At 30.1% G+C, this 26,914-nt stretch carries 32 protein-coding genes and 1 tRNA gene; 20 read left to right on the top strand and 13 right to left on the bottom strand.

Annotated features, from left to right (window positions below):
- The first annotated feature begins 3 nt into the window (after positions 1 to 3).
- Positions 4 to 2,148: an adenylate/guanylate cyclase domain-containing protein gene (locus JOP69_RS12740; RefSeq protein WP_203393405.1), complete on the top strand. Its 2,145-nt coding sequence runs from the start codon at positions 4 to 6 to the stop codon at positions 2,146 to 2,148.
- A gap of 61 nt (positions 2,149 to 2,209) precedes the next feature.
- On the opposite strand, the gene JOP69_RS12745 is transcribed toward JOP69_RS12740, so the two are convergent.
- Positions 2,210 to 2,992, bottom strand: a complete 783-nt coding sequence (locus JOP69_RS12745; RefSeq protein ID WP_203393404.1) for a DUF3667 domain-containing protein — start codon at positions 2,990 to 2,992, stop codon at positions 2,210 to 2,212.
- A gap of 24 nt (positions 2,993 to 3,016) precedes the next feature.
- On the opposite strand from JOP69_RS12745, the gene JOP69_RS12750 reads away from it, so the two are divergent.
- The 12 genes from JOP69_RS12750 (at position 3,017) to JOP69_RS12805 (ending at position 12,998) form a co-directional block, all read left to right on the top strand.
- The gene (locus tag JOP69_RS12750) at positions 3,017 to 3,337 is read left to right on the top strand and encodes an NHLP leader peptide family RiPP precursor (RefSeq protein WP_203393403.1); all 321 of its coding nucleotides are present in this window, start codon (positions 3,017 to 3,019) and stop codon (positions 3,335 to 3,337) included.
- 32 nt (positions 3,338 to 3,369) lie between these two features.
- On the top strand, positions 3,370 to 3,699 hold the full coding sequence (locus JOP69_RS12755; RefSeq protein ID WP_203393402.1) for an NHLP leader peptide family RiPP precursor: 330 nt from the start codon (positions 3,370 to 3,372) through the stop codon (positions 3,697 to 3,699).
- Between the two features lie 19 nt (positions 3,700 to 3,718).
- A complete protein-coding gene (locus tag JOP69_RS12760; protein WP_203393401.1) occupies positions 3,719 to 5,686 on the top strand; it encodes an adenylate/guanylate cyclase domain-containing protein in 1,968 nt (655 codons plus the stop codon).
- Positions 5,687 to 6,156: 470 nt separating this feature from the next.
- Complete coding sequence (locus JOP69_RS12765; protein ID WP_203393400.1) at positions 6,157 to 6,483, top strand: NHLP leader peptide family RiPP precursor; 327 nt, start codon at positions 6,157 to 6,159, stop codon at positions 6,481 to 6,483.
- 85 nt (positions 6,484 to 6,568) lie between these two features.
- Complete coding sequence (locus JOP69_RS12770) at positions 6,569 to 6,898, top strand: NHLP leader peptide family RiPP precursor (RefSeq protein ID WP_203393399.1); 330 nt, start codon at positions 6,569 to 6,571, stop codon at positions 6,896 to 6,898.
- Positions 6,899 to 6,915: 17 nt separating this feature from the next.
- Positions 6,916 to 7,275 (top strand): NHLP leader peptide family RiPP precursor, encoded by a 360-nt coding sequence (locus JOP69_RS12775; protein ID WP_203393398.1) that lies wholly within the window; start codon positions 6,916 to 6,918, stop codon positions 7,273 to 7,275.
- Between the two features lie 23 nt (positions 7,276 to 7,298).
- Positions 7,299 to 7,667, top strand: a complete 369-nt coding sequence (locus JOP69_RS12780; RefSeq protein ID WP_203393397.1) for an NHLP leader peptide family RiPP precursor — start codon at positions 7,299 to 7,301, stop codon at positions 7,665 to 7,667.
- A 23-nt stretch (positions 7,668 to 7,690) separates the two neighbouring features.
- Positions 7,691 to 8,026, top strand: a complete 336-nt coding sequence (locus JOP69_RS12785; protein ID WP_203393396.1) for an NHLP leader peptide family RiPP precursor — start codon at positions 7,691 to 7,693, stop codon at positions 8,024 to 8,026.
- A gap of 19 nt (positions 8,027 to 8,045) precedes the next feature.
- Positions 8,046 to 8,411, top strand: coding sequence for a hypothetical protein (locus JOP69_RS12790; protein WP_203393395.1), 366 nt, complete (start codon positions 8,046 to 8,048; stop codon positions 8,409 to 8,411).
- A 25-nt stretch (positions 8,412 to 8,436) separates the two neighbouring features.
- Positions 8,437 to 8,814, top strand: coding sequence for a class IIb bacteriocin, lactobin A/cerein 7B family (locus JOP69_RS12795; protein WP_203393394.1), 378 nt, complete (start codon positions 8,437 to 8,439; stop codon positions 8,812 to 8,814).
- Positions 8,815 to 9,409: 595 nt separating this feature from the next.
- The gene (locus JOP69_RS12800) at positions 9,410 to 11,665 is read left to right on the top strand and encodes a peptidase domain-containing ABC transporter (protein WP_203393393.1); all 2,256 of its coding nucleotides are present in this window, start codon (positions 9,410 to 9,412) and stop codon (positions 11,663 to 11,665) included.
- 28 nt (positions 11,666 to 11,693) lie between these two features.
- Positions 11,694 to 12,998: an HlyD family secretion protein gene (locus JOP69_RS12805; protein ID WP_203393392.1), complete on the top strand. Its 1,305-nt coding sequence runs from the start codon at positions 11,694 to 11,696 to the stop codon at positions 12,996 to 12,998.
- Between the two features lie 214 nt (positions 12,999 to 13,212).
- Here the strand turns inward: JOP69_RS12805 and JOP69_RS12810 are convergent.
- Both JOP69_RS12810 and JOP69_RS12815 read right to left on the bottom strand, forming a co-directional pair.
- Positions 13,213 to 13,294: transfer RNA gene (locus JOP69_RS12810), tRNA-Leu, on the bottom strand.
- Between the two features lie 5 nt (positions 13,295 to 13,299).
- Positions 13,300 to 13,542, bottom strand: a complete 243-nt coding sequence (locus tag JOP69_RS12815) for a GIY-YIG nuclease family protein (RefSeq protein WP_203393453.1) — start codon at positions 13,540 to 13,542, stop codon at positions 13,300 to 13,302.
- Between the two features lie 249 nt (positions 13,543 to 13,791).
- Here JOP69_RS12815 and JOP69_RS12820 point away from each other — a divergent pair, with 249 nt between their 5' ends.
- From JOP69_RS12820 to pth, 3 genes are all read left to right on the top strand, one after another.
- Positions 13,792 to 14,733: a ribose-phosphate pyrophosphokinase gene (locus tag JOP69_RS12820; protein ID WP_203393391.1), complete on the top strand. Its 942-nt coding sequence runs from the start codon at positions 13,792 to 13,794 to the stop codon at positions 14,731 to 14,733.
- Positions 14,734 to 14,754: 21 nt separating this feature from the next.
- Positions 14,755 to 15,363, top strand: a complete 609-nt coding sequence (locus tag JOP69_RS12825; protein ID WP_203393390.1) for a 50S ribosomal protein L25/general stress protein Ctc — start codon at positions 14,755 to 14,757, stop codon at positions 15,361 to 15,363.
- Between the two features lie 209 nt (positions 15,364 to 15,572).
- Positions 15,573 to 16,139, top strand: a complete 567-nt coding sequence (pth, locus tag JOP69_RS12830) for an aminoacyl-tRNA hydrolase (protein WP_203393389.1) — start codon at positions 15,573 to 15,575, stop codon at positions 16,137 to 16,139.
- 161 nt (positions 16,140 to 16,300) lie between these two features.
- Here pth and JOP69_RS12835 read toward each other — a convergent pair whose 3' ends face one another.
- From JOP69_RS12835 to lysM, 9 genes are all read right to left on the bottom strand, one after another.
- Positions 16,301 to 16,807, bottom strand: a complete 507-nt coding sequence (locus JOP69_RS12835; protein ID WP_203393388.1) for a hypothetical protein — start codon at positions 16,805 to 16,807, stop codon at positions 16,301 to 16,303.
- 81 nt (positions 16,808 to 16,888) lie between these two features.
- A complete protein-coding gene (locus tag JOP69_RS12840) occupies positions 16,889 to 17,338 on the bottom strand; it encodes a 6-carboxytetrahydropterin synthase (RefSeq protein WP_203393387.1) in 450 nt (149 codons plus the stop codon).
- Between the two features lie 204 nt (positions 17,339 to 17,542).
- Entirely contained in the window at positions 17,543 to 19,042 is a 1,500-nt protein-coding gene (locus tag JOP69_RS12845) for a GH3 auxin-responsive promoter family protein (RefSeq protein WP_203393386.1), read from the bottom strand.
- The gene (locus tag JOP69_RS12850) at positions 19,042 to 19,908 is read right to left on the bottom strand and encodes a M23 family metallopeptidase (protein WP_203393385.1); all 867 of its coding nucleotides are present in this window, start codon (positions 19,906 to 19,908) and stop codon (positions 19,042 to 19,044) included. Before JOP69_RS12850 ends, JOP69_RS12845 begins: the two co-directional genes overlap by 1 nt.
- A gap of 84 nt (positions 19,909 to 19,992) precedes the next feature.
- Positions 19,993 to 20,574, bottom strand: coding sequence for a nicotinate (nicotinamide) nucleotide adenylyltransferase (gene nadD / locus JOP69_RS12855; protein ID WP_203393384.1), 582 nt, complete (start codon positions 20,572 to 20,574; stop codon positions 19,993 to 19,995).
- 31 nt (positions 20,575 to 20,605) lie between these two features.
- Complete coding sequence (gmk, locus tag JOP69_RS12860; RefSeq protein ID WP_203393383.1) at positions 20,606 to 21,187, bottom strand: guanylate kinase; 582 nt, start codon at positions 21,185 to 21,187, stop codon at positions 20,606 to 20,608.
- A gap of 95 nt (positions 21,188 to 21,282) precedes the next feature.
- Positions 21,283 to 22,137 (bottom strand): YicC family protein, encoded by an 855-nt coding sequence (locus tag JOP69_RS12865; protein ID WP_203393452.1) that lies wholly within the window; start codon positions 22,135 to 22,137, stop codon positions 21,283 to 21,285.
- Between the two features lie 48 nt (positions 22,138 to 22,185).
- Positions 22,186 to 23,082, bottom strand: a complete 897-nt coding sequence (locus tag JOP69_RS12870; protein ID WP_203393451.1) for a DMT family transporter — start codon at positions 23,080 to 23,082, stop codon at positions 22,186 to 22,188.
- Positions 23,083 to 23,203: 121 nt separating this feature from the next.
- Positions 23,204 to 23,674, bottom strand: coding sequence for a peptidoglycan-binding protein LysM (lysM, locus tag JOP69_RS12875; protein ID WP_203393382.1), 471 nt, complete (start codon positions 23,672 to 23,674; stop codon positions 23,204 to 23,206).
- 98 nt (positions 23,675 to 23,772) lie between these two features.
- Between lysM and upp the strand changes: the two genes are divergently transcribed.
- Positions 23,773 to 24,426 carry a uracil phosphoribosyltransferase gene (upp, locus tag JOP69_RS12880; protein ID WP_203393381.1) on the top strand — a complete coding sequence of 218 codons (654 nt, stop codon included), beginning with the start codon at positions 23,773 to 23,775 and terminating at the stop codon, positions 24,424 to 24,426.
- Here upp and JOP69_RS12885 read toward each other — a convergent pair.
- On the bottom strand, positions 24,421 to 25,350 hold the full coding sequence (locus tag JOP69_RS12885) for a DUF6427 family protein (RefSeq protein WP_203393380.1): 930 nt from the start codon (positions 25,348 to 25,350) through the stop codon (positions 24,421 to 24,423). The genes upp and JOP69_RS12885 overlap by 6 nt on opposite strands.
- Positions 25,351 to 25,391: 41 nt before the next feature.
- On the opposite strand from JOP69_RS12885, the gene JOP69_RS12890 reads away from it, so the two are divergent.
- The 3 genes from JOP69_RS12890 to JOP69_RS12900 all read left to right on the top strand — a co-directional run bounded on the left by JOP69_RS12890 (position 25,392) and on the right by JOP69_RS12900 (position 26,869).
- Positions 25,392 to 25,613, top strand: a complete 222-nt coding sequence (locus JOP69_RS12890) for a hypothetical protein (protein ID WP_203393379.1) — start codon at positions 25,392 to 25,394, stop codon at positions 25,611 to 25,613.
- 9 nt (positions 25,614 to 25,622) lie between these two features.
- On the top strand, positions 25,623 to 26,294 hold the full coding sequence (gene trmB, locus JOP69_RS12895; protein ID WP_203393378.1) for a tRNA (guanosine(46)-N7)-methyltransferase TrmB: 672 nt from the start codon (positions 25,623 to 25,625) through the stop codon (positions 26,292 to 26,294).
- Between the two features lie 242 nt (positions 26,295 to 26,536).
- On the top strand, positions 26,537 to 26,869 hold the full coding sequence (locus JOP69_RS12900; protein ID WP_203393377.1) for an MGMT family protein: 333 nt from the start codon (positions 26,537 to 26,539) through the stop codon (positions 26,867 to 26,869).
- The last annotated feature ends 45 nt before the right edge of the window (positions 26,870 to 26,914 follow it).

Below are 26,914 nucleotides of genomic sequence, written 5' to 3' on the forward strand. Positions count from 1 at the left end.
TATATGATAAAAAAGAACAAAAAAATAATCGAAGAAGTCAATACTTTATTAGTCCAAATTTCTAAGGTATTAAACGCAGATAGAAGTACTTTTTATTTATTAAATAAAGATACAGAAACTCTTGAAAGTTTGGTTGCGCAAGGAGTAGAAAATATTATTATTTCTGTGCCTATAGGGAGTGGAATTGTAGGCAGTATGTTTAAAAGTGAGTGCCCAATTATTGAAAACAATATTCAAGAAAGTAGCTTGTTTAATAATTCGTATGATGAGCAATTGCAATTTAGAACTAATTCAACCGTTTGTGTTCCTGTTTTTAATGAAGCTGGCATCGCTATTGGGGCCTTACAATGTATAAACAAAAAAGAAGGTGTTTTTAAAGAAAAAGACATTACTATATTAAATAGTTTTGCCGCAGCAATTACTTTTATTGTTAAAAACAACGAATTGTACTTTGCAACTGAACATATTAAAAATAATTTCTCAACACTCTTAGATGTCTTTACTGCCGTTTCTTCCGAGTTAGATTTAAACAATCTAATTCAATTGATTATGAATAAGGCAGCAGAAATAACAAATTCTGAGCGTAGCTCTCTTTTTTTGGTAGATGATGAAACAGGAGAATTATGGACGGTGTTTGCAAAAGGCCTTGGTAATAAAACTGTAAGAACTAAAAAAGGAATTGTAGCTCAAGTTGCAAAAAGCAAAAAAGCACTTATCGTTAATGATCCATATAAACATTTTTTCTTTGACTCTTCTATAGACAAGAAAACAAACTTTACTACAAAGTCAATATTAAGTGTTCCTGTTTTTAATGCGGATAATAAAGTTTTAGGAGTTATACAAACCATTAATAAAGTTGGAGAAAATTTTACTATAGACGATTTAAATATCTTAACTGGCTTTGCAAGTCAAATTCGTATTGCTATTGAAAATGCAAAATTGTTTGACCAGATTCAAGGTATGAAAAATCATCTCAATATTTTGGTTCAAAATTTAGATAATGGTATTGTTACTATCGATAAATCACTAAAAATTAGAACAACAAATGATACATTCTTTAAAATGTTTGGTTTAAAACCTGCAGATGATTTAATAAACACCCATATAGAAGATGTAAACAATTTTATTAAGCCATTATTTATGTACTGTGAAGAAACGATTCGTTCTGGTGAAAAAATATATCAAGATGATTTAGAAATAAAAATAAATGCAAAAAAAGCAGTAACAGTTAACTTAAGTGTATTACCTATGCAAGACGCAAAAGGAAAAGTTATTGGAGCAATTACTGTTTTTAATGATATTTCTAAAGAAAAACGAATTCAATCCAATTTAAGTAGATATATTCCTCAACACTTAGTTAAAGAGGTAATGAACAAAGACAACCTATCTTTATTAAAAGGAAGCTATTCTAAATGTAGTATCCTGTTCTCTGACATTAGAAATTTCACTACCTTAACTGAAGAGTTTGGTGCCATACAAATTGTAGAACTATTAAACAAGTATTTTGAAGCAATGATAAGTTCTGTACACAAATATGATGGAATTTTAGATAAGTATATTGGAGATGCAATTATGACTGTGTTTGGTGTGCCATACGCAAACATTTCTGATGCTAAAAATGCAGTAAGTTGTGCTTTAGACATGTTTACAATGCTCTCTAAATTAAATAAAAAAAACACAAAATTACCGTTATTAAATATAGGTATTGGTATTAGTACAGGTAATGTAGTTTCTGGTAATATTGGGTCAGAAAAGCGTTTTGAATATACCGTGATTGGAGATTCTGTTAATTTGGCTGCCCGATTAGAGACCGCTACAAAAACGTACAATGTGAACATTTTAATTTGTGAAGAAACCTACAACGAAGTTAAAAATGATTTTCATTGCAGGGAGATTGATACTTTATTAGTAAAAGGAAAAAATATTCCTGTAAAAGTATTTACAGTTATTAGTGATAAAAAAGAACCACTAACTAAAGTGCAATTAGACTTTAATTTAAAATACTCAAAAGGATTGTCTCATTACAAAAAAGATGAGTATCAAAAAGCAATTCAGTATTTTAGAGAAGCAAAAGAATTGAAACCTAAAGATGGAGCTACACAAGTCTTTATTGAAAGATTGAATACATTTATTTTGGAAAGAGTTTAGCTCCTTCCAATAAAAATCACCATTAGATTCAAGAAATAATTGAAACATTAAGCTTTTTCATCTACCAATCAAACCCACCCCCATATTTAATAACTAAAAAAGAAAATACGCCATAAAATAAAATAAAATTTAAAGAAACAAAGATAACTCGTTTCAGTTTACTCATTTCAAAAACCTTAGAAGTCCAAATCATGATTAACAAATGATAGGGAAAGAAAAAATATTGCTCAATAGAATTATCTGCTATAAAAATATTTAATAATATTGATATTGGAGTAAACAGTATTGACCAAAGACTCACGTTGTAAGTAATTAATATAAGGTGTTCATAAAAATTTTTCTTATACTTATAATAAAGTAGATAACTAAAAAAAGTTAAAAATAGAATATTAACAAAAAGCATAATAACTTGTGTAAAACCGCCAGCTCCTTCTATAGTAATTCCTAAAAAATCTTTTGCATATAGATAGTGCAGTAAAAGAAATAAAGAGGCAATAGTAAAAAACTTACCAGGACTAAAGTAGAACCCTCTATACCCATTCAAATAATTTAAAATAAGTTTTTTAGGCTGAATTAGCCCTGTTTTTATATTTCTAAAAAGGGATTTTTCTAATGAGAAAACACTATTAAATATGTCCTTTAAAATTGTAATGCTTGTAACTTTCTTATTTGTAAAGTATTGTCCACATTTTGGACAGTATTTTTTTTCAATTTCATTAGAACAAACGGAACATATTTTTTTTTGACTATTATTCATTGTACTATTAATTTTATTGAAGGCATTTCTATCAGTCTTTTTGTCATTTCTATCCATAGGTTTAAAAGTATCTTTATGCTTTATCAAGCATAGAGATTTAAAACAAATATTATGGAGTTTACAAAAGAACAAATATTATTACAAACTATTGTAAAGAAAGCATGGGAAGATACAGTTTTTAAACAAAAATTAATAACGAACCCAATAAGTGTAATCGAAAACCTTACAGGAGAACGTATTAGTATTCCAGAAGGAAAAACGATTGTAGTGCAAGATCAAACAGATGCATCTATTATATACCTAAACATTCCTGTAAAGCCTAATATGGATAATATGGAACTAAACGAAGAGCAACTAGAAGCAGTAGCAGGAGGATGGGATCTTGCTTTTCTTTCAGGGTTTTTTTCAAATTTCAAATTTTCTAACATTTAGATTTAATTATAAAATTTTAAACATTATAAATTATGGAAATCACAAAAGAACAAATATTATTACAAACTATTGTACAGAAAGCATGGGAAGATACTGCTTTTAAACAAGAACTAATTGCAAACCCAATTGAGGCAATTGAAAAGTTAACAGGGAAGAAAGTGAACCTGCCAAATGGCAAAACCATTGTAGTAAAAGATCAAACAGACGATTCTGTTGTTTATATCAATATTCCTGCAGAGGTTAATATGGATGATATGGAATTAAATGAAGAACAATTAGAAATTGTTGCTGGTGGAGGAACGCTACCTCCAGCTGTACAGGGAATTACGTCTTCTTTGAATGGTGTAGAACTTAGTGAATAAATTAAAAATACTCTGAACTTTGGGAAATATTGCGCTTAATAGAAAAAGAAGAAACAAAGAGAAGTACAAAAGAATTTTTGTGCTTCTCTTTTTCTTTATAGTTAGCAACAGTATTTTGTCTCAAGGGAATAAGAAGATAGAAAATATTTTAGCAGATAGTTTATTTAACTTAAGTAGTAAAAATATTTTAGCAGGTAATTTTAAAAAAGCGCTTGAACATGTAGAGAACAGTTTAGAAATATACAAAAATTTAGAAAAGGCATCATCTATTGGAAACTGTTTAAGTAAAATGGGGACAATATATTATTACCAAGGAAATTTTACCAAAGCATTATCATTATATGATGAAAGCATCACTTACTTTAAAAAGTCATCTTATAAAAAAGGAATTTCTTTTTCTAACAATAACAAAGGCGCTATTTATTACTATTTAGGTAATTACCCAAAGGCACTAGACCATTATAAAAAAGCATTAAAATTACATGAAGAATTAGGTAATAAAACACAGGCCGCAGGAACTATTAAAAATATAGGTGGTATTTATTTGGAATTGGAAGATTATAAAAATGCCATGAGTTACTTTCAAATAGCAAAAAAAACACTCGAAAAATCTTTGGACACTAAGACGCTTTCTCAGGTGTTAAATGGAATAGGAGAAATTTATACGCAACAAGGTGATTATAAAAATGCAGAAATAAATTTTAAGGAGGGCCTACAACTAGCTAAAAAAACTACAGACAAACAAACAATAATAGAAGTGTTAATTGGTTTAGGTAAACTGTATAATCTTCAAGAAAAATACAAAGAGTCTTTAATGTACTATAAGCAATCCCTACAAATTTCAACCGAGATAAACAGTCCTATATTTACAAGTATTTCAAAGGTTGCTATTGGTGGAATCAACTACAAGCAAGGCAAGAATAAATTGGCTATAAAAACGTGTAAAGAGGGTTTAGAAATAGCTAAAAAAATAAAAGTAATTTCAGTACAGAAAGACGCTTATGAGAATTTATACAAAATAACAAAGGGTATACATAAAAATAAATCTGCACTAGATTATTATGAGCACATGATTTTATTGGAAGATAGTTTAAATATAAAGAAAACTACGGACAAAATTTTAAATATGAAGTTTGAAAAGCAATTGCTTTTAGACAGTATTGCTCATGTAGATAAAGAAAAAAAGATACAGATAAGACACTTAGAAGAAGTAAATGAGAAAGAGAAACAACGAAATGTATTTATAGGCTCCGTCTTTTTAGTTCTTATTATTGCTGTTGGTTTATGGAATAGATTGAGGTACACCAATAAATCGAAAGCCATTTTACAGATAGAAAAAGATCGTTCAGAGCACTTATTATTAAACATACTTCCAGAAGAAATTGCTCAAGAGTTAAAAGAAAAAGGCTATGTAGATGCTCAAGATTTTGATAAAGCAACCATATTATTTACAGATTTTAAATCCTTTACAGAAACAGCTTCTAAATTAACCCCTCAAGAATTGGTAGAAGAAATTAATGTGTGCTTTAAAGCATTCGATAATATTATGGAAACCTATTCCATAGAAAAAATAAAAACGATTGGTGATGCTTATATGGCGGCAGGTGGTTTGCCAAAACCAAGTATAAATTCTGTGAAGAAAACCATTATTGCAGCCTTAGAAATGCAGGCATTTACGGTAAAAAGAAAATTAGAAAACGATGCACAAGGTAAACCTGCTTTCGAAATGCGTGTGGGCATTCATGCAGGTCCAATTGTGGCAGGTATTGTAGGGGTTAAAAAGTTTCAATATGATGTTTGGGGAGATACTGTAAATACAGCAAGCCGTATGGAAAGTAACGGAGAAGTTGGCAAAGTAAATATCAGTCAAGATGTTTATGAGCTTATTAAGGAAGACAAAGAATTCTCTTTTGAATACCGTGGAAAAATTAAAGCAAAAGGAAAAGGGGCGTTAGAAATGTATTTTGTTAGTAAGACTCAACTTTAAAAAGTTGCAAAGCAACGCATTTAAAGTTGTTAGACGAACTTATCCCGATGAATATCGGGATCTATTTAGATTATTTATTTTCTTTAAAACCCAATCGTCATTGCGAGCTTTACGAGGAAGACGAAGTAAACCTGAAGCAATCTGCCATTCCAACCTTGTCATTCCTGCGAAAGCAAGAATCTCAAATAAATAAGGTACTCAAATCGTACCAAACCCAGTCTTTTATCTAAAAGCGAAGCAATCTAACATCTATCTTCTTAAGAAATCAGTTCCGTCAGTTTCTTTGGCATTTCTATCATTAATCTTCACAATACTTTTACATTATTAATAATTACAAAAAGACAACCAAACAGTAAGGTTTCAAATTTCGAGTACCAAATTAAAGAATACAGTTTTCTCAGTCTTTTTGTCATTTTTACACTTTTTTTTCAAAATATATTTACACCATAGTAAAACAAAAAAAATATAATATGGAAATCACAAAATCACAAAAATTACTGCAAAGTATTATTCAGAAAGCTTGGGAAGACGAAGCTTTTAAACAAGAATTAATTGCAAACCCTGTAAAAGTAATTGAAGAATTAACAGGAGAGAAAATTAATCTACCTGAAGATAAAACATTGGTAGTAAAAGACCAAACAGATGATTCTGTTATATATATCAATATCCCGGCAAAATTAAATTTAGATGATGTAGAATTAACTGAAGAGCAATTAGAAGCTGTAGCTGGTGGTTTTGATTATGGCTGGACGTTTTTTAATATACTTTTGAATGGGTTAGGAAAAGGTAATGACTAACCTGCAGTTTTGTCAGTATTTCTGGCATTTTTATACAGATTCTTAAAAATATATTTACACCATAGTAAAACAAAAAAAATATAGGATGAAAATTACAAAAACACAAGAGTTACTGCAAAGTATTATTCAGAAAGCTTGGGAAGACGAAGCTTTTAAACAAGAATTAATTGCAAACCCTGTAAAAGCAATTGAAGAATTAACAGGAAAGAAAATTAATCTACCTGAAGGAAAAACAATCGTAGTAAAAGATCAAACAGATAAAACTTCTTTATTTATTAACATTCCTGCTCAACCAAATATGGAAAACATGGAGTTAACTGAAGCGCAATTAGAAGCTGTAGCGGGAGGTAGTGCTATACCTATGGATAATTACGATAGTCCTTTTATTCATTGGATTTCTAAGATTTTTAACTAAAAATAAATAATAAAATTATGAAAATTACAAAAGAACAGCAAGTATTACAACAAGTAATAAACGAAGCATGGGAAAATGTAGATTTTAAGAAAAAGTTAATGGCAAACCCAGAAGTTGCTATTGAAGAACTAACAGGAGCAAAGTTAAACATTCCAGAAGGAAAAACCTTTGTAGTAAGAGACCAAACAGATGAATCTACAGTATATATAAATATTCCAGCAGAACAAAAATTGGAGAATGTAGAATTGAATGAAGAGCAATTAGAAGCTGTAGCAGGTGGAAAAGCTGGTTATGGGTATGTATTTCCGATAGATCCTATTTTTATCTTTCCTGGACCTCCACAACCGATTGTAGATCCAGTTTTTCCTACAAGATAAATAACAATTACAAATCAATAATTATGAAAATTACAAAAGAACAACAAGTATTACAACAGGTAATAAATGAAGCGTGGGAAAATGCAGAGTTTAAGAAAGAGTTAATAGCAAACCCAGTAGCTGCTATTGAAGCACTAACTGGCGAAAAGTTAAATATCCCAGAAGGGAAAACCTTTGTAGTAAGAGATCAAACAGATGAATCTACTGTGTATATTAATATACCTGCAGAGCAAAAGTTAGAGGATGTAGAATTGAATGAAGAGCAGTTAGAAGCGGTTGCTGGTGGAAATGTTTTCCTTCCATATTCAGGTCCTTTTGTAGGATTATTAGGTCTTGGAGCTGGAGGTCTTAAAAATCCAAGTGATATAACAATTATACAGCAAAATTCTTAATATAACTATTTAAAACCAAAATTATGGAAATTACAAAAGAACAGCAAGTATTACAACAAGTAATAAACGAAGCATGGGAAAATGCAGATTTTAAGAAAAAGTTAATGGCAAACCCAGTAGATGCCATTGAAGAATTAACTGGCGAAAAATTAAACATCCCAGAAGGAAAAACCTTTGTGGTAAGAGACCAAACAGATGAATCTACTGTGTATATTAATATACCTGCAGAGCAGAAGTTAGAGGATGTAGAATTGAATGAAGAACAACTAGAAGCAGTTGCAGGTGGTTGTTGGGAACCTTATGGTCCAGGAAACGATTCTCCTTTAGATGGCTTAATAAAAACATTTTTACCAAAATAATTTTAAAAAAAATACACGCATGAAAATTACATTAGAACAACAAGAAAAAGGAAAAAAACTGCACCAAGAATTAGTGCAAAAAGCTTGGGAGAGTGCAACCTTTAAAGAGCAATTAATTAATAACCCAGAGATTGCTATTTCTGAAGTTACAGGTGTTACTTCTAAGCTTATAGAAGACACTAAAATAGTGGTTGAAGATCAAACAGACTCAAATATTATTTATTTGAATATTCCTCAAAAAGTGAATTTAGATGATTTTGAGTTGACTGAGGAGCAAATGGAAATGGTTGCAGGGGGAATACTTGTTTCTACAGCTTTAGCTTTAGCTGCTATTTATCTTACTTGTTTCGGAACGGGGGTAGCTGTATACGCTGCAACACATTAAATAATAATTTTAAAAATAGATTAGAATGAAAGTTACATTAGAGCAACAAGAGAATGGACAAGAGTTACTTCAAACATTAGTAACTAAAGCATGGGAAAGTAAAACTTTTAAAGAACAGTTAATTAAAAACCCAAAAACTACAATTGAAAGTGTTACAGGTGAAAAAATGAACTTAGTCGAAAACGAAAGATTAATTGTAGAGGATCAATCAAATACGGATATTATTTATTTAAATATTCCTCAAAAAATAAATTTAGAAAATTTTGAATTAACAGATGAACAATTAGAATTAGTATCGGGAGGTCTAATCATAACAGCACTAGCTTTAGCTGGTTATTGTTTATTGGGTCTTGCTATTGGTGGAGCAGGTTATGGAGTATGCTCACTTATTGACCAAAGGTAGTACCAGGTTGTTTAGACCATAAGTATTCTTATGGAATTAGACATTATTTAAAATAAACTTCCTCGACTCAAAGGTACGAGGTGTTAAACAGGAAAATTCCTTTTTTCATTTCGATGCAGAGCTTCGGAGAATTAAACCCAAAAATTAATTAAATAGTTTCTCTATATACGAGAAATCATATATATATTTGCTTATGAAGAATAAAAAAAATTTGTTACTTATTGGGATTTTTTTAATGCTTTTTGGAAATTTTTTTCTTTTATTTAAATATTATCTTATAAGTATATTTGTTTTTATTGCTGCAATAATGATACTTGTTATTTATATTTTCAGTAAAGCAAAGAATAAAAGTAAAGAAGGAATTGAAAAAAAAGATAAGAACACTCCTTAAACCTGGAGTGTTCTTTTTTTGATAAAAAATAACAACAATTTTTAATACCAATAGAGTGTTGCTTATCTAATAATTATTATAGTTTCTAGGTTTAATTCTTCAAAAATTATTACTCTTTTAAGTGCCTCAATAGACAGCTTTTTTGTTTTTATCATATGTTTAAAATAAAGCAATTATATTTGATTTTTTAGAATACTAAGTAAAATGGCAAACTTTCCTCATTATAGACAATATGACAGTAAAGACTGTGGGCCTACTTGTTTAAAAATTATTGCCAAGCATTATAAAAAAACCATTGGCATAGAACAATTACGCAAACTGAGTGAAACTACAAGAGTAGGAAGTAGCTTGTTGGGTATTAGTGAAGCTGCAGAGCAATTGGGTTTTAGATCTTTAAATGTAAAAATTTCTTTAGAAAAATTATGCGAGGCACCTTTGCCTTGCATTTTACATTGGAATAAGAACCATTATGTGGTGGTGTATAAAATTACGAATGAGAAATTACGAATTAGGAATACTAAGTTAGAAAGGAAAAATTATTTTAATAAACCTAAAAAACAATTGGTTTTTTATATTAGTGACCCTGCACACGGTATACTCAAGTATAACCAAACAGACTTTTTAAAACATTGGGTTGGTAACAATGCAAATGAAACTACAGAAGAGGGTGTTGCTTTATTATTAGAACCAACACCTAAATTTTATAAAGATACTTATGAAAAAGAAACTCCTTCTTTAGGGTTCTCTTTTTTATCTAAATACATTTTTAAATACAAACGTTTTTTATGGCAGTTAGTTTTAGGACTATTAGCCGCAAGTTTGTTGCAAGTTTTGTTTCCTTTTTTAACCCAAAGTATTGTAGATGTTGGTATTAAAAACCAAGACATCCATTTTATTTATTTAGTGTTATTTGCTCAATTGGCTTTGTTTTTAGGTAAAACAGCGTTAGAGGTTATCCGTAGTTGGATTTTATTACATCTAAGCGCCAGAATTAATATTTCATTAGTTTCAGATTTTTTTATCAAACTAATGAATTTACCAATTGCTTTTTTTGATACCCGGATGACAGGCGATATCTTACAACGTATTAACGACCATAAACGTATAGAACGTATTTTAACCAATTCTTCTTTAAACGTATTATTTTCTATGGTTAATTTGGTGGTTTTTGGTTTTGTGTTGGCGTATTACAACCTGCAAATTTTCGGAATCTTTGTGGTGGGGAGTTTTTTGTATTTTTTATGGATTACGCTATTTCTAAAAAAACGACATGATTTAGATTACAAAAACTTTTCGCAAGTAAGTCAAGAGCAATCTAAGGTAATAGAACTTATAAACGGAATGCAAGAAATAAAACTGCATAATGCCGAAAAACAAAAACGTTGGAGTTGGGAGTTTTTACAAGCACGTCTTTTTAAAATCTCTATAGAAGGTTTGGCTTTGGAGCAATACCAGAGTGTTGGGTCTGGTTTTATAAACGAATTAAAAAATATATTGATTACAGTATTGTCGGCTAAATTAGTAATTGATGGTGAAATTACTTTAGGTATGATGTTGGCAATTAGTTATATTGTTGGTCAATTAAATTCGCCTATTGCTCAATTGATTAATTTTGTGCGAGAAATTCAAGATGCAAAAATATCATTGAATCGTTTGTCAGAAATTCATACCAAAGAAGATGAAGAACAACAAAATGTAGAAAAGATTACAGATATTGAAGAGAATGCTGCAATTACTTTGTCAAAAGTTTCCTTTAGATATATTGGTTCAGAACAATTTGTTTTAAAAGATTTAGACGTGGTACTTCCTGCCAATAAAATTACAGCTATTGTGGGTGTTAGCGGAAGCGGGAAAACAACGCTTATGAAATTGTTGTTAAAATTCTACGAACCCAATACAGGCGATATTAAATTAGGAAATCATGATTTAAAAAACGTTTCTCAAAAAGCCTGGAGAAATCAGTGTGGCGTGGTACTGCAAGAAGGATTTATTTTTAGCGATACAATTGCCAATAATATTGCGGTGGGTGTAGATGTTGTAGATAAACAAAAATTAGCACATGCAGTAGATGTTGCCAACATAAAAGAATTTATAGAGAGTTTACCTTTATCTTACAACACCAAAATAGGTATGGAAGGTGTGGGTTTAAGTACAGGTCAAAAACAACGTTTACTAATTGCAAGAGCGGTGTATAAAAACCCCAATTTTTTATTTTTTGATGAAGCAACTTCGGCTCTAGATGCCAATAATGAAAAAGTAATTATGGAGAAATTGAATACTTTTTTTGAGAATAAAACAGTTTTAGTGATTGCCCACAGACTAAGTACGGTAAAAAACGCAGATCAAATAGTTGTTTTAGACAAAGGAAAAATAGTTGAGGTTGGTAATCATCAATCTTTAATTAAAGACAAAGGAAATTATTATCATTTAGTAAAAAATCAATTAGAATTAGGAAACTAATATTTAGTTAATAGTTGTAGTTAGCAGCATGCCAGAAATAAAAAATGAACATATAGAACAATTAGAACTTCGAAGCGAAGAAGTACAAGAAATTCTAACGAAAGTACCAAGTTGGATGGTTCGTTGGGGAAATACACTTTTTTTGTTTTTAATTCTGATGCTTTTGTTAATGTCTTGGTTTATAAAATACCCAGATATTATTATATCAGAAGCAATCATTACAACCGAAATTCCTCCCCAAAAAGAATATGCGAGAATTACAGGAAAAATTGACACACTTTTTATAATTGATGGGCAAAATGTTATTGAAAATGAACCTTTAGCTATCATTGAAAATACGGCTAATTATGAAGATGTATTCTTTTTAAAGGGGGTAATAGACACTATTAAAGTTCAAAAACAAAAATTTGTTTTCCCTATAGACAAATTACCTATTTTATTTTTGGGTGATATAGAGGCAAGTTATGCTTTGTTTGAAAATAATTATATTCAATATATTTTAAACAAAGAATTAGATCCGTTTTCTAATGAAGCCATTGCGAATAAAATTACATCTTCAGAATTAAAACGAAGATTAATCAATTTACAAGCACAGAAATCATTAAATAGAAGAGAGTTAGCCTTTAAACAAAAAGATTTGGAGAGAAGTAAATCTCTTTTTGACAAAGGCGTTATTTCTGAAAAAGAATACGAAATAAAACAATTAGAGTATTTGCAGGCAGAACGGAGTTTTAAAAATATGACTTCCGCTACTTCACAATTAAGAGAAGCCATTTCTGGGAATAAAAAAACCTCTAAAGGAACAGAGATAGCTCGTATTAGAGAAGAAATGACTTTATTAAAAAATGTAATTCAGTCTTTTAATCAATTGAAGAAAAGTATTAAGGATTGGGAAATGAAATATGTTTTAAGTTCTAAAATGAAAGGTAAAGTTTCTTTTTTAAATTACTGGAATAAAAACCAAACTGTAAATCAGGGAGATTTGGTTTTTACAATTATTCCCAATCAAACTTCTTCCTTTATAGCTAAACTAAAAACACCTGCTCAAAATTTAGGAAAAGTAAAAATAGGTCAAATAGTAAATGTTAAGCTGCAAAATTATCCAGATTATGAATTTGGAGTTTTAAAAGGAAAAGTAAACACAATTTCTGAAACCTCAAATAAAAATGGCTTTTATACCATTAAAGTTTCTTTGCCTGACACACTTATTACTTCCTACAATAAAGAAATAGTATTTAAACAAGAAATGCGAGGAACCGCAGAAATTATTACCGAAGATTTACGCTTAATTCAGCGTTTCTTTTATCAGTTTAATAAGATTCTTGAACGTTAAGTTTAGATCTTTTAATTAAATATTATTCAATAATATGGTAAAAGCCTTTAAAAAGCTAAATATAGAATTGAATAATAAATTTTTGATAGTTCAGATTGTATAATTTAACCTACGTTAATAATATTAAATTAAATAAATAATAACTTGTTAGCCCTCTAGGTAGCCCTAAAAATTAAAAAACCCTTTAAAAACGATGTCTTTAAAGGGTTTTTCGTACTCAAGGCGGGAATCGAACCCGCACTTCCGAAAAAACTGGATTTTGAATCCAGCGCGTCTACCAATTCCGCCACTTGAGCATTTATTAGGAGTCTCGCAAAGAACGTAATTTTTCTTTTCCTATACCAGATTTCCAATACTTTTCTCTTACTCTTGCTTCAATTCTAGTTTTTACTTCTTCCACATAAATCAATTTAAAAGGAGCATAAAACTTTGTAGTTCTTTCTCTTAAACCATTATGTCTTTTTATTCTTTCGTTTAGGTTAGAAGTTAATCCAACATAAATATAATTTTTTGCAATACTAGAAATTGCATAAACGTAGAACATAGCTATTAATTTTAGCGCGCCTGCCTGTCGGCAGACAGGTCTACCAATTCCGCCACTTGAGCATTTATGAGGTTTTTGAAAAACAATCACCTTTTTTTTGATAGTAGCCTCTTCATTTAGAAACACAAATTAAAGAGGACTGCAAATGTATAAAATTATTTTATTTTAAAGTCAATAAATATATTTCAAAGTCAATAAATAAATTCTACTTTTGTTATCTTACAACAACACAACAAAAAAAACAACTAAATGCCTACAAATCAGTTAGCACCAAAGCTATTTACCTGCAGACAAAGCTCAGTTTTAGCAGAGAAAATTGCAAAAGAATACAATACTACCTTAGGAAAAGTGAAAACAACCTACTTTAGTGACGGAGAATTTCAGCCAGCTTTTGAAGAATCTGTTCGTGGAAGACGCGTTTTTATTATAGGCTCTACATTTCCGAATGCAGACAATTTAATGGAGATGTTGTTGATGTGTGATGCTGCAAAAAGAGCATCAGCAAGACATATTACAGCTGTTATGCCTTATTTTGGTTGGGCAAGACAAGACAGAAAAGATCAGCCTAGAGTTGCTATTGGTGCAAAATTAGTAGCAAAACTTTTAGAATCTGCCGGAGCAACTAGAATTATGACGATGGATTTACATGCAGATCAAATTCAAGGTTTCTTTGAAAAACCAGTAGATCATCTGTTTGCGTCAACAATTTTTATGCCTTATATAGAAAGCTTAAAATTAGACAATTTAACAATTGCATCTCCAGATATGGGTGGTTCTAAAAGAGCGTATGCTTATTCTAAACATTTACATTCAGATGTTGTTATTTGTTATAAACAGCGTAAAAAAGCAAATGTAATAGGACACATGGAGTTAATTGGTGATGTAAAAGGAAAGAATGTGATTTTGGTAGATGACATGATTGATACTGGAGGAACATTAGCACACGCTGCAAATTTAATGATGGAAAGAGGTGCTTTAAGTGTGAGAGCAATTTGTACGCATCCAATACTTTCTGGAGACGCTTATGAGAAAATAGAAAACTCAGGATTAACAGAGTTAATTGTTTCAGACACAATTCCTTTGAAAAAGGCTACTTCTAAAATAAAAGTGGTATCTTGCGCGCCATTATTTGCGGATGTTATGCATAAAGTGCAAGACAATACTTCAATTAGTGGAAAATTTTTAATGTAAATAAATAATAGAAAAAAAGTAATGAAATCAATTTCAATTAAAGGATCAAAAAGAGAAAGCGTAGGTAAAGTAGCAACTAAGGCCTTACGTAATGCTGGTATGGTTCCTTGCGTTATATACGGAGGAGAAAACCCAATACATTTTTCAGCAGAAGAAAAAGCGTTTAAAAAGTTGGTATTCACTCCAAATGTGTATACAGCAAGTTTAGATATTGATGGTCAAAAAATTCCAGCAATTTTACAAGACATTCAGTTTCACCCAGTAACAGACAAAATTATTCATGTAGATTTTTATCAATTATTTGATGATAAAGAAATTACAATGAAAATTCCTGTACAATTAACTGGTACTTCTCCAGGAGTATTAAATGGTGGTTCTTTACGTTTTACAAACCGTAAATTAAGAGTAAAAGCATTACCTGCTAACTTACCAGATTTTGTAACTGCAGATATTTCTAAATTAAAAATTGGAAGTAAACTAGTAGTAACTTCATTGGCAACAGAAGGGTATACGTTTATGCACCCAGACAATACAGTTGTTGTTCAGGTTAGAACTTCTAGAAATGCAAGTGTAGAAGAAGGAGAAGAAGAAGAAGAAGGAGCAGAAGCAACAGAAGCTGCAGCAGAATAAATTTTATTCAAAACATAAATTTCAAAAAGCGTTACAATTCTGTAACGCTTTTTTTATGCTCTAAATTTATTATCATTGAATTTATTTTGAGGCTTATAATTATATTTTGCAATCTAAATTTGTATAATTCTTCTTATTTTTGAAGAATGAAATTCAAAAACTTTTTTTCTAAAATAGTTGGTATAAAAGTTGAATATAAAGAAGAGTTGATGAAGAAATTTTTAATTATTGGTTTAGGTAATATTGGTGAAAAGTATGTAAATACGCGTCATAATATTGGGTTTAAAATTGTTGATGAAGTAGCAGAAGAGCACAACGTAACTTTTGAGACTGAAAAGCTTGGAGATGTAGCTACGTTTCGTTTTAAAGGAAGAACTTTTGTTTTGCTAAAGCCAAGTACATTTATGAATTTAAGTGGTAAAGCAGTAAAGTATTGGATGGATAAAGAAAATATATCCGTAGAAAATATTTTAGTGGTTACAGATGATGTAAATATAGATTTTGGTGTTATCCGTGTAAAAGCAAAAGGTTCTGCTGGCGGACATAATGGACTTAAAGATATTCAAGAAAAGTTGAATTCGCAGCAATACGCTCGTTTTAGATTTGGTGTTGGTGGTAATTATAGTAGAGGTAGGCAAGTAGATTATGTACTTGGCGAGTGGAATAAAGAAGAAACCAGTGAGTTAATAGAGCGTTTGCCAACATCAGCTAAAGTAATTACTTCTTTTGGTACTGCTGGCCTAAATAATACGATGAATACGTTTAACGGTAAGTAATTCTTAAAAGTAGCTCCTTGTCAACCTGAATTTATTTCAGGTTCTTATGGTTTTAATTATTATTGTATTAAAACTCTAAAATAAGGTTAGTGTTAAAATAAACTTTAATAAAAAAGGTATCTATTTCTAGATACCTTTTTTATTAAAGTTTACTTACTTTTTTAATTTCTTTCTAAAGTAATGTCTGTAATAGAATCTATTCTAACGTCACCTGTTCCTTCAACTGTTTGTTTTAGTACCATTTTATCTTCATTAAAAGATTTAATATCAAAAGAACCACCAACAAAAGATCCGTCTTCAGAAGCTATAAGAGTAATTTTTTTATCTGTTGCGTTTAAAGAGTAATTTCCACTAGAAGTAATAATTTCTACATTTTGTTCACCTTTATTTGGTGTTAATATAAAGTTTCCATCAATGCTATATGTTCCATCTGCTTTTAATTCTACAACTACTTTAAAAGTACTTCCTGTTTTTGTAGTTGTCGAAAGTGTAGATTCATTACCATTAGAAGCTGTTGCTATTTCTGTTTCTACAGATTTATAAGCTGTAAGGTTATAACTACCAACTAAATTGGTTGCTACTAACTCAAGAGAATTGTCATCGTCACTACTACAGCTTGTAATAGAGATTGCGATAAATAATACTAAAATAGATTTTAATAATTTCATAATATTTTGATTTTTGGGCAAATATAAGCCATAATTTAAAATGGTACTATTAAAAAATAGCACTTTTTTAAGTATAGAATGTTAATTTTCACTAGCATACCATTCTGCAAAGCTAGAATCTGTTTCTTGTAGTTTTATAGAATATAATTTGATGTTTTTTGGTAATCTATTTTTAATCTTTGCAGCAAAATCTATCACCATCATTTCACTTGTTGGCTGATAATCAACTAAAATAACATGATGATCTCTTGCCTGTAATTCTTTTGCTAACTCAATATGAGGTGTGTTTTTATTAAAAACCGTTGCGTGGTCAAAAATATCTACAACCTCTTCATTTACAATCTTTTTTAAATCACCAAAGTCAATCACCATACCAAATTTTACATTAGTATTGTCTTTAATTGGTTTTCCAGAAACAGTTACAGAAAGTTTGTAAGAATGTCCGTGAACGTTTTTACATTTTCCATCATAACCATATAAAGCATGGCCTGTTTCAAAACTGAATTGTTTTGTAATTCTAATTGTACTCATCTGTATTTTCTATTAGTTTGTCATTTCGAAATAAGGAGCGATTTAGAAATCTAATTAATGTAAGATTTCTTCTCATTCGTTATTCGAAAGGATAAATCATTATAATTATCTTCTGTTTCTAAATTTGTTGTAAAAATAAACAATAACCAAAGCTATGGCCAATCCTAAAAATAAAAAATTTCCTCCCATTTTGTGTGTATTTTGTTACTCTTTAATTAAAAAATTATTTAAAACATCAGCAATTTTTCTATTATCAGATAATTGCGGAATCTTATTCTGTCCTCCAAATTTACCAATAGATTTCATATATTCATGAAAACCACCTTTTTTAACTTTTCTAATAATTAAAGGACGTAAAACTTTTCCTTCAATTAAGTCTATATAATAAATATTTTGAGCTTGCATAGATGCATCAATCTTAGCTGCAAAAGCCTCTAAATTTTCTGGCTCATTTTCAAACTCTATAAACCACTCATGATACGGCAAACCACTTTCCGGACTCACTTGTGGAGCTACAGTAAATTCACTAATATTTATATTTGTACCTGTAATAGAGTCGTTTAATGCTTTTTCTACTTCTTTACCAATAACGTGTTCGCCAAAGGCGGATATAAAATGTTTTATTCTTCCGGTAACTTTAATTCTATAAGGTTTTGTTGATGTAAACTCTACGGTATCACCAATATTATAGCCCCAAAGACCTGCTGTAGTATTTAAAATGATGGCATAATTAACGCCTATTTTTACCTCTTTTAAAGAAATTCGTGTTGGGTTATCATTAAAAAATTCATCCGCAGGAATAAACTCATAGAAAATACCAGAATCTAATTGCAATAACATTCCCTTTTCTGTTTGAGAATCTTGATATGCAATAAACCCTTCTGATGCAGGATATAATTCTATATAATCTATTTTTTTACCAATTAAACTTTCAAATTTGTTTTTATATGGTTCAAAATTTACGCCTCCGTAAATAAAGAAATTAAAATTTGGAAACAATTCTGAAACCGATTTACCTGTTTTTTCAATTAGTTTTTCGAAATACATTTGCACCCAAGAAGGAATTCCGCTAATTACAGACATGTCTTCATTAATGGTTTCTTCTACAATGGCATTTACTTTGGTATCCCAATCTTCTATGCAGTTGGTTTCCCAACTTGGTAACCTGTTTTTTAATAAGTATTGAGGTACATAATGCGCTACAATTCCACTTAATCTGCCTAGTTTTACACCATTTTTATCACTTAAAATAGGGCTTCCTTGTAAAAAAATCATTTTTCCATCAACAAAACTCGCGTCATTTTTTTCTTTAATATAAAATAACAGCGCATTTCTAGCTGCTTTAATATGCGTAGGCATAGAATCTTTGGTAATCGGAATAAATTTTGCGCCAGAAGTTGTACCAGAAGTTTTTGCAAAATAAAGAGGTTTTCCGGTCCAAAGAACATCAGATTCACCAGCTACAATTCTATCTACATAAGGTCTTAATCCTTCGTAGTCAGTTACCTTAACTTCTTTTTTGAAATCATTATAATTAGATATAGAAGAAAAATTATGATCTTTTCCAAAAGCAGTTTTACTTCCTACAGCAATTAAGTTTTTAAAAACTTTTTCTTGCGTTTTATGAGGGTTATTTGCCCATTTATAAACTTTCTTAGTTGCAATTTTAGCAAACGGAATTGCAAAAAGTGATTTGATACTCATTATTTAAAATCTATAAAATTTGTTGGGTTTACGGCATAACCACCGCTCCAGAGTTCAAAATGTAAATGTGGTCCTGTGGTTAATTCTCCCGTAGAACCTACGCTGGCAATTACTTCGCCAGATTTTACAAAATCTCCTTGTTTTTTTAGTAAATTTCCATTGTGTTTGTATACAGAAATATAATCTTTAGCATGTTTTAAAATAATAACGTAACCTGTTTCTGTGGTCCAACCAGAAAAAATAACAGTACCATCTGCAGTTGCTTTAATTGGTGTACCTGTTTTTGCGGTAATATCTACGGCAAAATGCTTAGAGGTAGCGTCGAAACCTTGAGAAATAGTACCGTTTAAAGGTGCAAAAAATACAATTTTAACATTGCTTTGAGCATTTTGTTCAATGGCAAAACGATTCTCACTTTCTACTTTTTCTCTAAATAAAGAGTCTTCTTTAGTAGCACTTAACGCACTTTCATCTATCAATCGATGTCTTGTTTCGTTTTGTATAGAATCGATGCTTTCAGGTTCAATTTCACCTGTTAAAACAGGTTTTAATGCTTTTGTATAGTTTTCTAAAACAGTTAATTTAATTTTTAAAGAATCGGCTTCAAAAGTTAAATTGGCAGCCTTTCTTTTTAAAGAAGTAGAAGAGTAACCCGGAATATATTCTTTTAAGGGAGTAAAAGCAATTAATAAAATAGTACCAGCAATTAACAATATAGAGAAAAATCCACCGAAAACAAATACATTTAATCTTGATAGTTTTAAAGAAAAACGCTCTTCAAAAGTGTCTTCATTTAAAACCACCAACCGGTATTTATCAGTTAGTTTTTGTTTAAGTTTTCCTTTCTTTTTATTCTTATTCCCCACAAAAAATTATTTGATTTTTAATAAATATATAACGAAACCCTTATAGAAATTAGTATCTCTAATAGTGGTATAAATATAATTTAATTATTTTCTATAAAAGTTCATTTCATCAACATATTCCCAAACCTCTTTAGATAAGAGAGGTTGTACGTTTTTTTGATTTTTTATTCCGTTTCTAATCGCAGTAGAAGAAATCTGTACAATGGGTGCTTCTACTTTATGAATTTTAGGGTGATTTTTAAATTGATGCTCTACTTTTCCGTCAGCAATTCTTGGGTATACATAAATGTGATGATGCTCTAAAATAGTTTCATAATTTTTCCATTTATGCAGACTTTTTAAATTGTCTTCACCCATAATTAAACAGAATTCTTTATCTGGATAATTTTCAGAAATATGAGCTAATGTATGAACAGTATAGTTGGGTTGTGGTAATTTAAACTCAATATTAGAAGGTTTAATCTTCGGATAATTTTCTGTTGCTCTATAAGCCATTTCAAAACGATGATGATTGTCTAGTAAAGAGCTTTTCTTCTTAAAGGGATTATGTGGCGTTACAACCATCCAAATTTCATCTAAATCTGCATATTCTACCATGTGATTGGCAATAATTAAATGCCCTATATGGATTGGGTTAAATGTACCAAAATATAAACCTATTTTCATTTTTATGCTTTTCGCTGTTCGCCTTTTGCCTTTAGTTTAACTCTAAAAAATCACTCATTAAATCTTCTGCTTCTTGTAAAGCATCTTCTAAAATGTAATTCTTTATAATTTTATCAAACTGTGGTGCGGTTGCTAATTCTACAGAAGCTTTTGCAATACGCATGTTTATTTTATCTTCACTTTCTGTAGAACGTTTTTTTAAACGAATTTTTAACTCATCTACACTTGGTGGTTTTACAAAAACAGACAATGTTTCGTTTGGGTATTTCTTTTTAATACGTAAGCCTCCAACTACATCAATATCAAAAATAACATGTTTTTTTAACGCCCAAATGCGCTCAACTTCACTTTTTAAAGTGCCGTAAAAGTTATCTCTGTATACTTCTTCCCATTCTAAAAATTCATCAGCCTTAATTTTATCCTTAAATTCTCTTAGGTTGATGAAATAATAATCCTCTCCGTCTTTTTCTTCACCTCTAGGTTCTCTAGAAGTAGCAGAAATAGAAAATTCTAAATTAAATCTTTCTTGCTTTAATAAATGGCGTACAATAGTTGTTTTTCCTGAACCAGAAGGCGCCGAAAAGACGAATAATTTTCCTTTAAAATCTGACATAAATTTTTAGTTTTTGTCATGCTGAACTTGTTTCAGCATCTTATCGTTAGAATATTGTAGAGAGCTACATGGTTTTTAAAACCTTGCAGAAAACCTTACAATACGTTTAAAATTTGCTCTTTAATTTGCTCTAATTCGTTTTTCATTTGAATTACTGCTTTTTGCATCGGGGCAAAATTAGCTTTAGAACCAGTAGTGTTTATTTCTCTACCCATTTCTTGCACTATAAAGCCTAATTTTTTACCATTAGAATCTTCAGACTCCATGGTTTGTAGGAAATAATCTAAATGATTAGCCAAACGAACTTTCTCTTCATTAATATCTAATTTTTCTAGATAATAAATCAATTCTTGTTCAAAACGATTTTCATCAGTATCTACTTTTAAATCGTCTATAGCCTTTTTTAAACGTGTTCTTACGTTTTCTACTCTATCACCATCAAAAGCTTTTACTTCTTCTAAATATTTTTTGATATTGGCAATTCTTTCTTTAAAATCTATTTCTAAAGAAGCAGCTTCATCAATTCTATATTGTACAATATCTTTAATAGCAATATCTACACTTTCGTTGATAAGATTCCACTCGTTTTCATCTAATTCTTCACGTTCTGTTTTTAAAGCATCAGGCATTCTTACGGCCATTTTTAACAACTCAACATCATCAGAAGTACCAGTTTGTACAACATTTCTTAGTTGTTGCATGTATTCTTTTACAACTCCGTGATTAATAGTAGTAGAAGTTTCATCTGCAGTCATTTCTACAAAAATTGAAAAATCTACTTTACCACGAACTAAAGCACTAGCCAATTTTTTACGAACTGCCAATTCTTTTTCTTTGTAATAAGAAGGAATACGAACGTTTAAATCGAGATTTTTACTGTTTAAAGATTTAATTTCTATGGTTACTTTTTTTGTAGGTAATTGTAATACAGACTTACCATAACCAGTCATAGATTGAATCATAAAAGGTACATTTTATTTGAAAGGCAAATATAGTTTTTATTTAGCAGAATTTTCTACTTGCTTGGTTACTAAATACACGCCAGAAAAGATAAGTAATGTAGCACTAATTTTCACAAAGTTTAAAGAGTCGCTACCCACAATTAATGCAAAAATAGTTGCAATTACTGGTTGTAAATAAATAAAAACACTTACAGTTGTTGGTTTTAATTTTGATAAACCATATAAGTTGAAAAGATAGGTGATGCAAGAGGTGAAGACAACTACGTAGCCAATATTCCAATAAATGTTTGTAGGCATTTCTTGCCATTTGACAGCAGTTAATTCGTTGTAACCAAAAGGAATTGTAAAAATTAGTCCAAATAAGTATAACCATTTTACCAGAACTATTGGATGGTATTTTGCAGTTAAATTTTTAGAAATCACTAAATATAGTCCATAAGAAGCAGCATTTACAAATACTAAAAAATTACCCCAATTGCTGTTAGTAGCATTTGTGTCTGATGAATTACCATACGTAATTAGTAAAACGGTACCTATTAAACCGATGATAACTCCTACAATTCTTTGTTTACCAATTGCTTTTCGTATTAATATACTAGAGAAAATTAGCACCAAAATAGGAGAGGTAACCATCATTACAGAAGCGCTAATAGGAGTAGTTAGGCTTAATCCTTTAAAAAAGGAAAGCATATTTAAACCAACTCCAAAAAAGGAAGCCAAAAGTATTTTTAGATAATCTTCTTTTTCTATTTTTTGTGAGGTAATAAACAAGCCAAGAATCCAGAAAATAGTAGTTGCTCCAAGAACTCTTATTAAAATAAAACCAAATGGTTTTACATAGATGGGCATTACTTCTTTGGCAATCGTATAATTAAGTCCGTAAATTAATGTAGCTATAGAAACAGCAATTAATGCTAATGTTCTTTGATTTATTTTCAATATTAAAATTCTAAAATGAGCAAGCAAAGTTGAGGATAAATTTTAATTTATAGCACAAAAAAAGAGTTTCAAATTTTTTTGAAACTCTTTTAAAGTTGGTTGGTTGATTTTGAAATTAATCCACTAAAGGTGGTATTCTTAAAACTTGACCAGGATAAATTTTATCTGGATGCGATAACATAGGTTTGTTAGCTTCAAAAATTACAGGGTATTTCATTGCGTTACCATAATAAGTTTTTGCAATTTTACCTAAAGTATCTCCGCTTTCTACTGTGTGAAATTGAGCCATTGCAGCCTCTTCAATAACTTCTACTTCTGCAACAGTTAAGTTGTCTTCTACAGATGCAACACCATTGGTGTTACCTACTACTAAAACTACTTTTTCTTTGGTAGCTAAATCTGCAGTTTCTCCCCAAAGTTTTACAGCATCATCTTCTACTTCAATAGATAAGTCTGTAACCTCTAAATCTAAAGCCGCAATAGCGTTTCTTAATTGGCCAGATTTGTCAGCATTTTCTTCCTCTGTAGTTTTTCCAATACCGAAAACTTTTGCTCCAGCATTTTTAATGAATGAAAAAATTCCCATTTTTTTAAATGTTTTTGTTAAAATTTTAATTTTTTGTACTGATGCAAGATACAAATTTTAGACAATTGTTTTACTTTTGTTTCCAAAAAAATATCAAAATGATTATTCATTACCTACAAGAAAAGAATTCTATACTTAATAAGTTCATCGCTGAAATTAGAGATGTAAATATTCAAAAAGACTCCCTTCGTTTTAGAAGAAATATTGAGAGGATAGGTGAAGTTCTGGGGTATGAATTAAGTAAAAATCTTTCTTATGCAGATGTGTCTGTTAAAACTCCTTTAGGTGAAGAAATAGTGCAACTATCTAATAATGATGTTGTTCTGTGTTCAATTTTAAGAGCAGGTTTACCTCTGCATCAAGGGCTATTAAACTATTTTGATGATGCAGAAAATGCTTTTATCTCTGCGTATCGTCGTCATCCAAATAACGATGCAGAATTCGAAATTGTGGTAGAATATTTTGCAGCACCATCTGTAGAAAATAAAACATTATTATTAGCAGACCCAATGTTGGCAACAGGCCAATCTTTAGTTTCTGTTTATGAGGCAATAAAAAAACAAGGAATCCCCAAAGAAATTCATATTGTAGTGGTGATTGCTTCTAAAGAAGGAATAGAATTTATTAAAGATAAATTTCCAGAAAACACCCATTTATGGATCGCTGCTATTGATGATAAACTAAATAGTAAAGGGTATATAGTTCCTGGTTTAGGAGATGCAGGCGATTTAGCTTTTGGATCTAAATTATGATAAGAAAAAAGTTAGAATTGTTCCTATTAATAACAATACTGCTAAAATATTTTTAACCATCATTTTTTCAATAACTTCAAATCCATTTGCAATAATTATGGATGTTGGAACCAATAAAAAAATAATTTCCGATCCATCCTTTTTAGGTATAAGTAAAGCAAAAACTACCGCAATAATTGAGTTTATAATTAAAAGTATCCAACTCTTTTTAAAAGAATTGTTTACAGATAATGCTTTCGGAGATTTTAAGAAAATAGCACATATAGTTAATAAAAGAATCGTTCCAGAAATCCAAATAGTGCTATCTTTTGCATAAATAAGTACGTTATTTATTTTATTAAAAATAAATAATTGATGAGATTCTTCCATAGAATCGTTCCAAAATAAGTATGCAAAATAGATTATTAAGGGTGAAATAAACCCAATAATTGGAGTTAATAAAGTGTGAAATGAAACTTTTTTCCGCAATAAAATAGCAGCATAAATTAAGAAGATAAAAACCAAGGTAAAGGGTTCCAGAATAAAAAGAACACCCAACCAAAAACCACTGTCAAATAATTTCTGAATTACCTTTTTAGGAGAACGTAAACTATATATTTTTCTTAAAAAAAGAAGGTAAATTATTAGCATTATAAAGGTTTTAAGCTCAAGTAGCTTAGGAATAAAAAGTATGGTTGCTAATACATAAATGAAGAAAGCATAAGAATGATCAAAAGTTAGTTTGTTTTTTGAAATAATAAAATTAAAAAAGAAAAAAACAATCAAAAAAAGCAATAAAAAAGAGAGGTTTTCTAGTGCACTTAACCAAGTAAAAGCGTCTGTAAAAAAGCTAGAAAAAATAGTAATTAAAAAGAAGCAAAAAAACAGCCCTAAATAGCTGATAAAATTGATTGGTTTAGATTTCTCTAAAAAATTGGCTAGCATGGTTTCTTTTGTTATTTTTGCAGCGTAAAGATAATTAAGTTATGATAGCAAGCAATATTTTTAGACTGATTGGTAGTTTATTTACTGATTTTTTATTCCTACCTTTTAACTGGTTACGCACAAGTGTAGCACAAGCAGATTTAGGTTGGTGGATTTCTAATGCAGTAAACTGGGGTTTTCTAGTAGTTTTATTATGCTTATTAGCATATTGGATGAAAGAATCTCTTAAGTTTAAGAGAGAAGGAACAGAAGATAAAGCTTAAAATAATAACTTGGGAAGCAAAAACAAACTAAAACGTTTCAAAGAAAATGAAACGTTTAAAAATGTCATTCAGCCAACTAGAGAAGAAGTTGTAACAGAATTCTCTTATAAAGGTAAATGGCATTCTTTTTTTGGTAACAACAATCCTATTGTTGTAGAGTTAGGGTGTGGTAAAGGAGAATATACCATTGCTTTGGCTAGAAAAAATCCGAATAAAAATTATATTGGTATCGATATTAAAGGCGCTCGCTTTTGGAGAGGCGCAAAAACTGCAATAGAAGAAAATCTAGATAATGTAGCTTTTGTAAGAACTCAAATAGAGTTGGTCGATTTTATTTTTGCAGAAAATGAAGTTTCAGAAATTTGGATTACGTTCCCAGATCCTCAAATAAAATTTCAGCGTACAAAACATAGGATGACTAATGCTAGTTTTATGAAAAAATACCATCATATTCTTAATGAAGATGGTATCATGAATCTAAAAACAGATTCAGAATTTATGCATGGTTATACTTTAGGTTTATTGCATGGAGAAGGCCATGAAATTTTATATGCAAACCATACTGTGTATAAAAATGAAGGCGCACCAAAAGAAGTTACAGAAACTCAAACTTTTTACGAAAAGCAATATTTAGAAGTAGATAAACCTATTACCTACATAAAATTTAGATTAAAGTATTAGGTTACGCATGCTGTCATTCCGAAATGAGTCTTTTCGGCGATTGAGGAATCTCATTGCAGCATAATTGTTAATGTTCGTTTTCAACTCCGTGAATGGCTGTTTTACTCCGTGAAACTCTGTGTAATAACTTTGCACCACAGTCATCAGTGATAATCCGTGAAATCTGTGTCTTTTTTTTGAAGCCTCCGAGTACCTCTTTGTTATCTCTGCGAAACTCCGTGTAATAATGCTACCTTCACAACGTGAAAGAATCCGATAATTTTTTTGATAAAGTTTACAAAGTCGCTCGACTAATTCCGTATGGTAGAGTTACCAGTTATGGCGCAATTGCCACGTATTTAGGAGCAGCAAGATCTGCAAGAATGGTAGGTTGGGCCATGAATAAAGCTCATAATTTAGACGATGTTCCTGCACATAGAGTAGTAAATAGAAAAGGATTACTTACAGGTAAGCATCATTTTGATGGTACAAACCTAATGCAACAATTACTAGAAAATGAAGGAATTATGGTTGTAGAAAATCAAATTCAAGACTTAGAAAAGGTGTTTTGGAATCCTATAGAAGAATTGTCTTAGTTTTTCTAAACCTATCTAAGATTTATCAATAATTACAAAACCATT

The sequence above is a fragment of the Polaribacter sp. Q13 genome (assembly GCF_016858305.2).
GTDB lineage: Bacteria > Bacteroidota > Bacteroidia > Flavobacteriales > Flavobacteriaceae > Polaribacter.